The organism is Marinobacterium sp. YM272, from assembly GCF_050908845.1.
Taxonomy (GTDB): domain Bacteria; phylum Pseudomonadota; class Gammaproteobacteria; order Pseudomonadales; family Balneatricaceae; genus Marinobacterium_D.
This window is the reverse complement of the sequence record NZ_CP194171.1, coordinates 1,972,702-1,985,103: the sequence shown is the minus strand read 5'-3', so window position 1 is coordinate 1,985,103 and position 12,402 is coordinate 1,972,702. Positions and strand designations below refer to the sequence as shown.

At 59.7% G+C, this 12,402-nt stretch carries 11 protein-coding genes; 2 read left to right on the top strand and 9 right to left on the bottom strand.

From position 1 onward, the window contains the following. Positions 1 to 35: 35 nt before the first annotated feature. From hypE to hypA, 7 genes are read right to left on the bottom strand one after another with little or no spacing between them, the layout of a single operon-like run. Complete coding sequence (gene hypE, locus ACQUQP_RS08850; RefSeq protein WP_432698434.1) at positions 36 to 1,061, bottom strand: hydrogenase expression/formation protein HypE; 1,026 nt, start codon at positions 1,059 to 1,061, stop codon at positions 36 to 38. After that, positions 1,058 to 2,206, bottom strand: a complete 1,149-nt coding sequence (gene hypD, locus ACQUQP_RS08845; RefSeq protein WP_432698433.1) for a hydrogenase formation protein HypD — start codon at positions 2,204 to 2,206, stop codon at positions 1,058 to 1,060. The genes hypE and hypD overlap by 4 nt, the downstream gene beginning before the upstream one ends. After that, positions 2,203 to 2,463: a HypC/HybG/HupF family hydrogenase formation chaperone gene (locus tag ACQUQP_RS08840; RefSeq protein ID WP_432698432.1), complete on the bottom strand. Its 261-nt coding sequence runs from the start codon at positions 2,461 to 2,463 to the stop codon at positions 2,203 to 2,205. Before ACQUQP_RS08840 ends, hypD begins: the two co-directional genes overlap by 4 nt. Positions 2,464 to 2,489: 26 nt before the next feature. After that, positions 2,490 to 4,805, bottom strand: coding sequence for a carbamoyltransferase HypF (gene hypF, locus ACQUQP_RS08835; RefSeq protein WP_432698431.1), 2,316 nt, complete (start codon positions 4,803 to 4,805; stop codon positions 2,490 to 2,492). Next, positions 4,805 to 4,972 carry a hypothetical protein gene (locus ACQUQP_RS08830; RefSeq protein WP_432698430.1) on the bottom strand — a complete coding sequence of 56 codons (168 nt, stop codon included), beginning with the start codon at positions 4,970 to 4,972 and terminating at the stop codon, positions 4,805 to 4,807. The genes hypF and ACQUQP_RS08830 overlap by 1 nt, the downstream gene beginning before the upstream one ends. A gap of 14 nt (positions 4,973 to 4,986) precedes the next feature. After that, positions 4,987 to 5,895 carry a hydrogenase nickel incorporation protein HypB gene (gene hypB / locus ACQUQP_RS08825; RefSeq protein ID WP_432698429.1) on the bottom strand — a complete coding sequence of 303 codons (909 nt, stop codon included), beginning with the start codon at positions 5,893 to 5,895 and terminating at the stop codon, positions 4,987 to 4,989. A 2-nt stretch (positions 5,896 to 5,897) separates the two neighbouring features. Then, complete coding sequence (gene hypA / locus ACQUQP_RS08820; protein WP_432698428.1) at positions 5,898 to 6,239, bottom strand: hydrogenase maturation nickel metallochaperone HypA; 342 nt, start codon at positions 6,237 to 6,239, stop codon at positions 5,898 to 5,900. A gap of 566 nt (positions 6,240 to 6,805) precedes the next feature. On the opposite strand from hypA, the gene ACQUQP_RS08815 reads away from it, so the two are divergent. Both ACQUQP_RS08815 and ACQUQP_RS08810 read left to right on the top strand, forming a co-directional pair. Continuing rightward, complete coding sequence (locus ACQUQP_RS08815) at positions 6,806 to 8,230, top strand: two-component system sensor histidine kinase NtrB (protein ID WP_432698427.1); 1,425 nt, start codon at positions 6,806 to 6,808, stop codon at positions 8,228 to 8,230. A gap of 344 nt (positions 8,231 to 8,574) precedes the next feature. Continuing rightward, positions 8,575 to 10,809, top strand: a complete 2,235-nt coding sequence (locus ACQUQP_RS08810; protein ID WP_432698426.1) for an NADP-dependent isocitrate dehydrogenase — start codon at positions 8,575 to 8,577, stop codon at positions 10,807 to 10,809. A gap of 199 nt (positions 10,810 to 11,008) precedes the next feature. Here ACQUQP_RS08810 and ACQUQP_RS08805 read toward each other — a convergent pair whose 3' ends face one another. Together ACQUQP_RS08805 and ACQUQP_RS08800 are read right to left on the bottom strand one after the other, a co-directional pair. Further along, on the bottom strand, positions 11,009 to 11,710 hold the full coding sequence (locus ACQUQP_RS08805) for an ABC transporter permease (RefSeq protein WP_432698425.1): 702 nt from the start codon (positions 11,708 to 11,710) through the stop codon (positions 11,009 to 11,011). After that, the gene (locus ACQUQP_RS08800) at positions 11,707 to 12,399 is read right to left on the bottom strand and encodes an ABC transporter permease (RefSeq protein ID WP_432698424.1); all 693 of its coding nucleotides are present in this window, start codon (positions 12,397 to 12,399) and stop codon (positions 11,707 to 11,709) included. Before ACQUQP_RS08800 ends, ACQUQP_RS08805 begins: the two co-directional genes overlap by 4 nt. Positions 12,400 to 12,402 lie beyond the last annotated feature (3 nt).

Here is a 12,402-nt window from a genome sequence, read left to right as displayed (position 1 = left end):
CCTGCGCCGCCTCTATTCGAGCCTGCCTGCCCGGATCAACAGATCCGCGGCAGTTGCTCGCCGTTGAGCCAGTCCACCATGCGGTTGCCGCCAAACAGGGTTTCCATCTGCACAAAGCGGTGGCTGTCCTCCACCACCTGACCAATAATCGCCGCACCCTGTCCCTGGGGATGGTCACGCATCACCGCCAGCAGCTGCTCGGCTTTCTCCGCCGGACAGATAGCGATCAGCTTGCCCTCATTGGCCACGTAAAGCGGATCCAGACCAAGAAACTCGCAGGCCGCCCGCACCGGCTCACGCACCGGAATGCGCCGCTCCTGCAGCTGCATACCCACGCCGGACTGCTGAGCCAGCTCATTCAGCGTGTTTGCCAGTCCACCCCGGGTCGGGTCACGCATACAGCGGATCTCAGGCACCTGTTCCACCATGCTTGCCACCAGTCTGTGCAGCGCCTGGGAATCCGAGCAGATATCCGACGCAAACCCCAGGCTTTCACGCAGGGACAGAATCGTGACACCGTGATCACCGATGGGACCGGAAAGCAAAATCGCATCGCCCGGTCTTGCCTGGTCACCGGACAACGCCAGATGAGACGGAACCACGCCGATACCGGTAGTCGTAATGAATACGCCATCGCCCTTGCCCCGCTCCACCACTTTGGTATCGCCGGTTACGATCGGTACGTCCGCCTGCTTTGACGCCTGCGCCATGGAATAAACAATGCGCTTGAGGTCCGCCAACGGAAAGCCCTCTTCCAGGATAAAACCGGCGGACAGGTAACAGGGCGTCGCGCCAGACATGGCCAGGTCGTTGATGGTGCCGTGAACCGACAGCGAACCTATATCACCACCAGGGAAAAACAGCGGCGATACCACATGGCTGTCGGTGGCCATCACCACCTTTCCCGTTGGCAGGCTGAACCGGGCCTGATCGTTACCCTGCGCCAGCCATTCATTATCAAAGGCAGGGGCAAAGAGCTGATCAATCAGTTCGGCCATGGCGCGACCGCCGCTGCCGTGAACCATCTCGACCCGTCCATTGGCGAAATTCAGACGACTCATGCGCTGGACTCCCCGACCGGGATACGCCGCTGGGTGTGACGGCCATAACTGTAGTAGGCGGCGCAGGCGCCTTCGGACGAGACCATGCAGGAACCCAGCGGGTTATCCGGCGTACAGGGGTCGCCGAACAGTTTGCAGTCACGGGGGTTTTTCGCGCCGCGCAGGATCGCCGGACACTCGCAGGCCCTGTTCTCGCGCCCGTAAAGCTGTTCCACCGAGAACCGTTTTTCGGCATCAAACTCAGCATAGTCATCGCGGATCTGCAGTGCGCTCTCCGGAATATCACCCAGGCCGCGCCACTCAAAGCTGGACCTTAACGCCAATACCCGATTCACCGCCTCCTGCGCTTTTAGGTTGCCTCCGCGGGTCACTGCACGGGTAAACTCGTTCTCAACCTCGGCGCGACCCTCATTGAGCTGGCGGATCAGCATCAGGATCGCCTGCAGAACATCCAGCGGCTCGAAGCCAGCGATAACCACCGGCTTGTTATACCGTTCAGGAAAAGGTTCATAGGGTGCCGATCCGATCACCGTGCTGACATGGGCCGGGCCGATAAAGCCATCCAGCTCCAGGGCACCATTCTCAGCCTCCGGCGTATTCAGAATCGCATGCATCGCTGCCGGTGTGAGGACGTGGTTACAGAACACGGAGAAGTTGGTCAGCCCCAGCTTTTTCGCCTGCTCGATCACCAGCGCCGTGGGCGGCGTGGTGGTCTCAAAGCCGATTGCGAAGAAAACCACCTGTTTATCGGGATGCTCGCGCGCTATCTTCAGCGCATCGGCGGGAGAGTAAAGTATGCGTACATCGGTACCCTCGGCACGTACCTTCATCAAGCTCTCCCGCCCTGAGCCCGGTACGCGCAGCATATCTCCGTAGGTACAGAGAATGACCTCCTCACGGCGCGCCAGCGCAATCGCCATATCCAGACGACCAATCGGCAGCACGCAGACCGGGCAGCCCGGACCATGGATAAGGCGCACGTTATCAGGCAGCAGGCCGGGTATTCCATAACGGAAAATCGCATGGGTATGGCCGCCGCAGAACTCCATCAGGTTATAACGACGCTCGGGGGTCGCCTGTTTAGCGATCTGCCCGGCGATGGCGCGGGCTTTTTCCGCATCGCGAAACTCGTCGACGTACTTCATACCGAGTCCTCCCCGGTCTCAGCCTCATCGCAAACGTCCTGCAACTGACCGAGTTCTGCAAACAGCGCCAGGGTTCTCTCTGCCTCCTGCGGATCAAGCTTGTTCAGGGCGTAGCCCACGTGCAGGATCACGTAATCTCCCACGGACAGGTCATCGACCAGTGCCACGTTGATCTCCTTGCGCAGGCCGCCAATATCGGCCAGAGCACGCTCCTCGTCGATCAACTCTTCAATCCTTACCGGAATGGCCAGGCACATATCACTTACCTCGGTTACAGCTGTAATTATCGGTTTGTGTTATCAAGTTTCATTCTTACCACCCAGGCCTGGCCCAGGCTGATCGCGGCATCGTTACAGGGTAGTTGCTGCGGCAGAAGCACCTTGAGCCCCTCGCCTTCAAGCCGGCTGCGCAGGCCATCACGCAGCGCCAGGTTCAGAAAGCAGCCTCCGCCCAAAGCGACCCGTTGCAGCCTCTGCTGCGCAGCGGCCTGCAGCACCCAGTCGGTGAGTGCTGTTACCAGCGTAGCCTGAAACCGGCAGGCGCCTGCCGCAACGCTGTTTTCATCGGTCAGCGACGCGAGCAGCGGCGTCAGATCCAGCCGGAGCCCTCCGGCCTGCTCCTCTATGCGATAACAGGACTCGTCGATGCCATCGGCTGTTGCTTGCGCCGCCAGCGCTTCCAGCTGCATGGGCGCCTGCGCCTCGTAGCTCTGGCGCCGGCAGATACCCAGGATGCCCGCCGCCGCATCGAACAGCCGCCCCAGGCTGGACGTGGGCGGGCAGTGGGTTCCCCGCTCCAGCATCCGCATCAGCGGCGCTACTGCCGGTTCATCTGCAAAGCGTTCGGGAATCTCCTGCGCCCGCCCCAGGCTATGCAATACGCCAGCGGCCAGACGCCAGGGCTCCCGGGCGGCACGGTCGCCACCGGGCAGAAGAATCGGCGCGAGTTCGCCAAGCTGTGTAAACCCGCCGGCATCGACCCGTAGCAGCTCGCCACCGCGTAGCTGACCATCACTACCGAGCCCGACGCCATCCAGGGCCAGCCCCAGCACCGGCTCGATCAGCTGGTGTTCCGCCATCACCGCCGCTATGTGCGCATGATGGTGCTGCACCGGGTGTAACGGGAGTCCCTGCTCGTCGGCAAGGGTTCGCGCCAGACGGCTGGCATAGAAGTCCGGATGCAGATCACAGGCGATATGCGCGGGAGAGATCTCAAGCAGGTTAGTCAGCTCGGAGACCGTCTGCTCCAGCGTACGGCAGTTATCCGCATTATCCAGATCACCGATATGCGGCGACAGAAAAGCGTTGCTGCCACGCGTCATACAGAGCGTATTCTTGAGATAGGCCCCCAGTGCCAGCACCGGCGCTCCCTCACCGGCAAACGGCAGGCATAACGGCGCTATCCCCCGCCCAGCCCGGATAAGCGCTGCTGGTTCTGATGTAGCGTTATAAACCGAGTCATCGCAGCGATGCTCGATCTCTCGGTCATGCAGCAGCATCAGGTCGGCGATGCCGTCGAGCTTGCTCCGCGCCTCATCGTTGCCGGTAATCAACGGTTCACCGCTGCGATTGGCGCTGGTCATCACCAGAACCAGCGGATGATTTTTATCCAGCCAGCCGGTGCCTGCTGGCCGACCGGCCGCTTCGTGGAACAGCAGCCAGTGCAGCGGCGTGTGCGGCAGCATCACACCGTAACGATCCAGCCCCGGCGCAACCGCATCCGGCAGTGCCGCCGGATGTCGCTTAGGCTGCAGCACCACCGGTGCCGCCGATGAGGTCAGCAGCGCCCGCCCGGTAGCAGTCAGCTCGACCAGAGGCTCAAGCGATCCGAGGTTCAACGCCATCAGCGCAAAGGGTTTGTCAGGCCGGCCTTTTCGCTGCCTCAAGCGTTGCAACGCCCTGGCATTGCGGGCGTCACACACCAGGTGGAAGCCGCCAATACCGCGTATGGCCAGAATCTCTCCACACTCCAGGGCAGCGACGGCCAGCATCAGCGGATCCCCTTCGACCACAGAGCCAGTGCTGCTCTCGGCCCAGAGACGCGGGCCACAGTCAGCGCAGGCGTTGGGTTGGGCATGGAAACGACGATGTTGCGGATTGCGGTACTCGGCAAGGCAGCGGGGGCACTGTTCGAACTGCGCCATGCTGGTATTGGCCCGGTCGTAAGGCAAGCGCCGGATCAGCGAATAACGCGGCCCGCAGTGGGTGCAATTGATGAATGGATAGCGGTAGCGGCGGTTGCCGGAGTCAAACAGCTCCTGCAGGCAGGCGGTACAGACGGCGGCATCGGGCGTAACTGGCAGATCCAGTGCCATCGCAAGGCTTTCGCTGTCGGTGATCTGAAACTGATTCGGCCGACCGGCGGCGCTCAGGGGCTCTTCGTCGAGGCGCTCGATCCGCGCCAGCGGCGGCAGTTCGTTCCTCAGGCGTATACGGAAATTCTCCAGCGCCGCAGCATCGCCCCAAAGGTCGATACACACGCCCTGGCCGGTATTGCGTACCTGGCCGCCAAGCGCCAGCGATGTGGCAAGCCGATGCACAAAGGGGCGAAACCCGACCCCCTGCACCTGACCACTGACACGCAAGCGCAGGCCCTGCATCACTGGCTCTCCAGCCCATGACGTTCGAGCTTGGCTCTTAGCAATACGCGGAAGCGTTCCGGATCCCGCGCCGCCCGACTGTTGATCGAACGATAACGAATAAGGGGTTCCAGCGAACGCACCTCAGCATCAACGCAGAGTACGCTGGGGCGCGGCTGATAGTGCATGGTTTTGCCTCCGTTCAGAGCAGCGCTTCGAGCGCCCGCGCCTGCTGATCGAGTGCCGATATACGCTCGCGAATACGCGCCGTGCGCCGCGCTTCGATCCACTCAAGCCAGTGCCCCATCCCCTCACCGGAGCGGGCCGAGAGCTGGATGACCTCAATATCAGGATTCACCCGCCGGGCGTATTCGATACAGGCGTCAACGTCGAAATCCAGGTGCGGCAGCAGATCGGTTTTATTCAGCAGCATCAGGTCAGCTGCATGAAACATATCCGGGTATTTGAGCGGCTTGTCCTCACCCTCGGTGACCGACAGGATCGCCACCTTGTGCGCTTCACCCAGATCAAATGCCGCCGGACAGACCAGGTTGCCTACGTTCTCGATAAACAGTACTCCACCCTGCAGATCATCGAGCCGCTCCATGGCATGGCTTACCATGTGGGCATCCAGGTGACAGCCCTTGCCGGTGTTGATCTGGATCGCCGCCGCACCGGTGGCGCGGATGCGTTCCGCGTCATTGGCAGTCTGCTGATCACCTTCAATCACCGCCAGCGGCACGCGCTCGCCCAGCATCTCGATGGTGCGTGTCAGCAGCGCGGTTTTGCCGGAGCCGGGACTCGACACCAGGTTAAGAGCGAAGATCGATGCCGCCTCGAAGCGGGCCCGATTCTGCGTTGCGTAACGGTCATTTTTACCGAGGATGTCATGCTCTATCTGCACCATCCGGCTCTGGCTCAGGCCCGGCGCATGAGCATGGGCGGCGCCCTGGCCATAATGAAGATCCTGCCCCTGAGCCACCAACGGCGAAGCACCTTCACCCTGATGATCCCCATGATGATGGCCGTGCTGGTGTGCATGGGAGTGATCATGCTGATGCTGCCCTTCCATCCGGGTTTCACCGGCGCCGCAACCGCAAACGGTACACATCGCTACTCTACCTCCAGCTCTTTTATTCTGAGTTCATCACCGCGGGTCACCTGCAGCCGATAGCTGCCGCAGTTGGGGCAGCTGTCGTAGCGCTGGGTGATCGGCACCCGGGAGTCGCACCCAAGGCATCTGGCCTCGCCCGGCAACTCGATGATATCCAGCACAGCGCCCTCCGCCAGGGTGTGACGGGCGACCGCATCGAAGCAGAAACGCAGGGCATCCTGCTCCACCACCGCTAGCGGGCCGATCTCCAGCCAGACATGCCTGACACGGCTGAAGTGCTGCGAGCGCGCCTGCTCTTCCAGCAGCTCAATCACGCCTTCGGCGATCGACATCTCATGCATGCTGTATTTTCACCTCAAACGCCACACGGGGATCAACTGCCAGAGACCGGTCCTGCCAGGGCTTCGGCTTGTTTTCGTGCTACTTCAATTTCCCCCAGCATAGGCCACTGCTTTCCCCGAGTATGAGAGCTACCATCGGTGGCAGCCAGTATCTGCCAATCTGCCAGAGGCTCGCCCGGCAGCTGGACCTCAAGCTGCAACCGGCACCCTCGCGGCGGAACACCGCTTCGCTATTCACAAGAATACCCTGAAAACACGCACTGCGACTTGCCACCCTCTGCTGCTGACCCGTTGCGCAACACCTGGCTTCGCGCCACCAGCTGACCAGGTAATAGAGCAACTGAAAGCGCGACAGCCTCCCCTGAACCAGCAGTGGAAAGTTCCCTTCCAATAAACAATACCGTCCGTACACTAATTTGCACCATCCGGCGGTCCCGGGCGGGCGATGAATCAGCTATAATCATCCGACCGATCATGAGGTTAGCGATTTACGCCACCGATCTAGTCACCGGCCAACCTCTATCCTCCGCCAATTGTCTGTTTCTTCGAAGGGCCTGCATCCTAATATGACCCGAGCGCTACTTACCTTTTTCGCCCTGTTTCAGAGCCCGCTGCTGTTCGCTGCAGACCTCTTCGCTCCGTTTAAAGACGAAGCGGGAGACACCAAGTGGCAGTATGTCGCCAACTTTTCCAGCGGCGTACTGATCATTCTGCTGACCTTAGTGGTTATCATTCTATCCGTCACCTGGCGCCGAGCCCGCCGTTATAACGTTGCGCTTGAAGAGATCCGTACCCATCTTGAACAGCGGGTACGTGAACGTACGGCGAAACTGGAACGCGAAGTTTCCGAGCACGTGATCACCACCAAAATGCTCAAGGCATCGCAGTCCTACATTCAGAATATCCTCAGCTCCATGCCGCTGGTCCTGGTGGGGCTTGATCGACAGGGGAATATCACGCACTGGAACAGCCGCGCGGAACAGATCTCCGGCATCAGCAGCGAAGAAGCGATCGGCCAGAACCTCTGGTCGATCTATTCAGATATCACCGTGTCTCCGCGCCATATCGAGCAGGCGCTGGAAAAAGGCGAAGCGATCACCCTGCGCCACAGCCAACCGGGCAGCTACCACTTCGATATCACCGTGTATCCGCTAGAAAACTACAGTGAACCAGGCGTGGTGATATTGGTGGATGATGTGACCAAACGCGTCATCGCTGAGAACATGCTGATTCACCACGACAAGCTTTCCTCCATGGGCGAGCTGGCAACGACCATGGCCAGCGACATCAACACGCCTCTGCAGGGTATTCTGTTCGATCTGCGCAGCTTCCAGGGTGTGCTGGAGTCCGGCAAACTGCTGCCGCCGGGAACAGAAAACAGCCCCGAAAGTGCGCATCTGCAGGAGCTTCTGAAAAGCGCCTCGGAAAGTGGCCGCAAGGTGGAATCGATCATCCGCAACCTGCTTCAGTTCGCGCGCGGTCGCAGCGACAAACCGCAGGAAGCCAATGTCATCGATATCATGGAGCACGCCATCGAGCAGGCCCGTGATGTGCTGGTAGAGCCGGATACTTTCCCGTTCACCGCCGTGGAAATCAAACGGGATTACCAGGACGATGTGCCGATGATCCCCTGCTACGTCACCGAGCTGCAGCAGGTTTTCCTGAGCCTGATGCGACACGCCTATCAGGCAATGACACAGAAGCAGGCCGCAGGCTACAGACCGATCATCAATATCTTTATCGGCGAGAACTACGACGCGCTGTCGATCCGCATTGAGCACAACGGCACAGGCCTGACCGACGAGGAGCAGATGTACCTGTTTGAGCCCTATGTGCAGAGCAGTGACAGCATCGAGCAGGCGGCAACCGGTGCCGGCAAGCGCCTGTCTCTGCCCTACTTCGTGATCACCGAGCAGCACCAGGGACACATGGCGGTAACATCCGATCCGGAAACTGGCAGCACGTTCCACATACAGCTCGAACTTAGCTGAGCAACGGGAGCAATACTCTGATTTGCAGGCCGGCACCCTCAGCCGGCCCTTGCCGCACAGCGGCTGTACGGCGGCAAACAGGACTCCCGTCCTATTAGACTTAGGGCTAAAAAAGCCAAAAAACGGGCGCTACAGAGGATTTGGCCGTATATCGCCGCCTCCTCTTTCGGTACAATACATCGCCACAAAAAATACTCATAAAGTAGGAACCTGCGCATCAACCCTGCAGCGTTTGCCTCCTCAGGAGTTGTTCGCAGATCCCTGAACACAAGTTGATTAGGGCGATCACAAGTCCCCTTCTCGAACTTTTTTGGCCACACAGCCATTCAACACTGGGGAAAAGAATGACGACATCAAATCAGAAAATCATTTACACCATCACGGACGAAGCACCGGCACTGGCCACGCACTCCCTGCTGCCAATCGTGCGCTCCTTTGCCGCAGCTGCCGGCATCGAAGTCGACACCAGTGACATCTCCGTTGCCGCACGTGTACTGGCTGCTTTCCCGGAGCGCCTGAAAGAAGAGCAGCGCGTCCCCGATACCCTGGCCGAACTGGGCGCCCTGACCCAGAGCCCGGACGCAAACATCATCAAACTCCCCAACATCAGTGCTTCAGTGCCGCAGCTGCGCGCAGCTATCGCTGAGCTGCAGTCTCAGGGTTACGATGTACCCGACTTCCCTGAAGAGCCGAAGACCGACGAAGAGAAAGAGATCCGCGCCCGCTACGGCAAGATCCTCGGTAGCGCCGTGAACCCGGTACTGCGTGAAGGTAACTCCGACCGCCGTGCGCCTGCTGCCGTTAAAGCCTTCGTCCGCAAATACCCGCACTCCATGGGCAAATGGAGCAAGTCATCCCAGTCCCACGCCGACTACATGCGCGGCGGCGACTTCTTCTCCAGCGAACAGTCGATCACCATGCCGGAAGCTGGCGATGTACGTATCGAGTTCGTCGGTAAAGATGGCAACGTTGAAGTCAAAAAAGAACTGCCCCTGCAGAAAGGCGAAGTCTTCGACGGCATGTTCATGAGCGCCAAAAAACTGCGCGCCTTCTTCGAAGACACCCTGAACGACTGCAAAGAAAGCGGTGTCATGTGGTCCCTGCACGTCAAGGCGACCATGATGAAGGTCTCCCACCCGATCGTGTTCGGTCACGCGGTTAGCGTTTACTACAAGGACCTGTTCGACAAGTGGGGCGAGACTTTCGAAGAGCTCGGCGTTAACCCGAACAACGGCCTGTCCAGCGTCTACGACAAGATCAAGGCACTGCCGGATTCCCAGCAGGAAGAGATCCTGCAGGACATTCACGACTGCTACGCAGAGCGTCCGGAAATGGCGATGGTTGATTCCGTCAAGGGCATCACCAACCTGCACATTCCGAGCGACGTTATCGTCGATGCTTCCATGCCTGCCATGATCCGTAACTCCGGTCAGATGTGGGGTCGCGACGGCAAGCAGAAGGACACCAAGGCGGTTATGCCGGAGTCCACCTACGCGCGCATCTACCAGGAAGTTATCAACTTCTGTAAAACCAATGGCGCCTTCGATCCGACCACCATGGGTACTGTTCCCAACGTTGGCCTGATGGCTCAGAAAGCGGAAGAGTACGGCTCCCACGACAAAACCTTCGAAATGAAGGCTGACGGCACCATGCGCGTTGTCAACGCCGCCACCGGCGACGTACTGATTCAGCACGAAGTTGAAAAAGGCGACATCTGGCGTGCCTGCCAGACCAAAGACGCGCCGATCCGCGACTGGGTCAAGCTGGCCGTTAACCGTGCCCGCAACTCCGACACTCCGGCCATTTTCTGGCTGGATCCGGAACGTCCTCACGACATGCAGCTGAAAGCCAAGGTCGAAGAGTACCTGAAAGAACACGACCTGAGCGGTCTCGATATCCGCATCATGGATTACAACAGCGCTATCCGTGAATCCATGGAGCGCGCGATCCGCGGCCAGGACACCATCTCCGTCACCGGTAACGTCCTGCGTGACTACCTGACCGACCTGTTCCCGATCATGGAGCTGGGTACCTCTGCCAAGATGCTGTCCATCGTTCCGCTGATGGCCGGTGGCGGCATGTACGAAACCGGTGCCGGCGGTTCTGCACCGAAACACGTACAGCAGCTGGTCGAAGAGAACCACCTGCGCTGGGATTCCCTGGGTGAATTCCTGGCTCTGGCCGCTTCTCTCGACGAAATGGGTCTGAAGTACGACAACCAGCGCGCTCGCGTTCTGGGTCAGGCGCTGGACAAGGCGACCGGGCAGGTTCTGGAGAACAACAAGTCACCGTCCCGCAAGGTCGGCGAGCTCGACAACCGTGGCAGCCACTTCTACCTGGCCATGTACTGGGCTCAGGAACTGGCTAACCAGACCGACGATGCCGACCTGGCGAAGATCTTCAAGCCGCTGGCTGATCAGATGACCGCCAACGAAGCGAAGATCGTCGACGAGCTGAACGCTGTTCAGGGCAAGGCGGTTGAGATCGGTGGTTACTACCACGCTGATCCGGCGAAAGCCTCTGAAGTGATGCGCCCGAGCGCTACGCTGAACACCCTGCTGGATTCTCTGTCCGTATAAGCAGGCGTTCAGGCCTGGCAGATCGCCAGGTCTGACTGTAAAAAAACCGGGCCTGGCCCGGTTTTTTTTCGTCCCTACACAGGTAAGCCTGGCTGGAGTTCGTATCACTGCGCCGCCAGGTCCATCCTGATTACAAAATCCCGGACCATTTCAGATCCTCGCCTTATCCATTCCTCATACGGGCATCAACGCCCGGGTTTCAATGGCTGCCCTTGTAGTGCTGGTGGCGGTTGAGACGACGCTCGATGAGCCGGAAGCAGCCGATCATGATCGCGGTGATCAGCAGGTAAAGCATGCCGGCGGCGAAGAAGATCTCCAGCGGTGTGTAGGTGCGGGCGATAATCGTCCTGGCTGCGCCGGTGATATCCAGCAGCGTAATCGTTGATGCCAGCGAGCTGCTTTTCAGCATCAGGATCAGCTCATTGCCGTAGGCCGGCAGGACGATGCCGAACGCGCGCGGCAGCACTATACGGCGTATTTTCATCGGCCTGCTCATACCGAAAGCATCAGCCGCTTCCAGCTCCCCTTTCGGGATCGCCTGAATCGCCCCGCGAATCAGCTCGGCGGTATAGGCAGCGGTGTTCAGCGTAAAGGCGATAATCGCGCACCAGTAGGGCTCTCTCAGCACCGGCCAGAGTACGGACTCCTTGATGGCGTCGAACTGGGAGGCACCGTAATAGATCAGGAAGATCTGCACCAGTAGCGGCGTTCCGCGGAAAAAGAAGATATAGCCAAACGGCAGCATCCGCAGCCAGCGGTTGTCTGAAGCGCGCATCAACGCCAGAGGCACCGCCAGTATCAGCCCGAGCAGCCCGGATAAAAACACCAGCTCGAGGGTGACCCACACGCCATCGATCAGGCGCGGCAGGTATTCAAAAATAATGCTCCAGTTCCAGCTCATGCACGCGCTCCCCGAGATGCTGGGTCAGCCGCCCGCTCCAGCCAGGTGGTTGTCAGGGTTGCCAGCAGCGTCAGCCCCAGGTAGATAATCGCCGCCGCCATATAAAAGGTAAACGGCTGCTTGGTTGAGCCGGTCGCCACGTAGGCCTGGCGCATCAGATCGTTGAGCCCCACCACGGAAACCAGCGCCGTATCCTTGAGCAGCACCTGGAACAGGTTACCGAGCCCGGGCAGCGCCAGCCGCCACACCTGCGGCAGAATAATGCGGAAAAAAGTTTTTCCCCGGGTCATGCCCAGCGCCTGGGCCGATTCCCACTGCCCCTTGGGTATCGCCTGAATCGCGCCGCGAAACACCTCGGTCGAGTAGGCGCCGAAGGCGATAGAGAGCGCGGCAACGCCGGCGGCAAAGGCGCTGATTTCGATATATTCGGTGTAGCCAAACTTTTCGGCCACGGCCATCAGCACCATCGAGCCACCGAAATAGATGGTCAACACCAGCAGCAGCTCGGGTATACCGCGCACCAGCGTGGTATAGGCGGTCGCCAGCATTCGGGCGGGCCAGAAAGAGGAGAGTTTGGCAGATGCGCCAATCAGGCCGAACGCCAGTCCAAACACCAGACTGGTCAGTGCCAGTTTGATGGTGACCCAGGTGCCGGAAAGCAGCAGGTCACCGAATCCTAATAGATCCATGTA

Coding starts and splice junctions, on each gene's coding strand:
- hypF (WP_432698431.1), bottom strand. CDS start 4,805: ATGCAGGGCCTGCGCTTGCGTGTCAGTGGTCAGGTGCAGGGGGTCGGG.
- ACQUQP_RS08815 (WP_432698427.1), top strand. CDS start 6,806: ATGACCCGAGCGCTACTTACCTTTTTCGCCCTGTTTCAGAGCCCGCTG.
- ACQUQP_RS08805 (WP_432698425.1), bottom strand. CDS start 11,710: ATGAGCTGGAACTGGAGCATTATTTTTGAATACCTGCCGCGCCTGATC.
- ACQUQP_RS08800 (WP_432698424.1), bottom strand. CDS start 12,399: ATGGATCTATTAGGATTCGGTGACCTGCTGCTTTCCGGCACCTGGGTC.
- ACQUQP_RS08840 (WP_432698432.1), bottom strand. CDS start 2,463: ATGTGCCTGGCCATTCCGGTAAGGATTGAAGAGTTGATCGACGAGGAG.
- hypE (WP_432698434.1), bottom strand. CDS start 1,061: ATGAGTCGTCTGAATTTCGCCAATGGACGGGTCGAGATGGTTCACGGC.
- hypA (WP_432698428.1), bottom strand. CDS start 6,239: ATGCATGAGATGTCGATCGCCGAAGGCGTGATTGAGCTGCTGGAAGAG.
- hypB (WP_432698429.1), bottom strand. CDS start 5,895: ATGTGTACCGTTTGCGGTTGCGGCGCCGGTGAAACCCGGATGGAAGGG.
- hypD (WP_432698433.1), bottom strand. CDS start 2,206: ATGAAGTACGTCGACGAGTTTCGCGATGCGGAAAAAGCCCGCGCCATC.
- ACQUQP_RS08830 (WP_432698430.1), bottom strand. CDS start 4,972: ATGCACTATCAGCCGCGCCCCAGCGTACTCTGCGTTGATGCTGAGGTG.
- ACQUQP_RS08810 (WP_432698426.1), top strand. CDS start 8,575: ATGACGACATCAAATCAGAAAATCATTTACACCATCACGGACGAAGCA.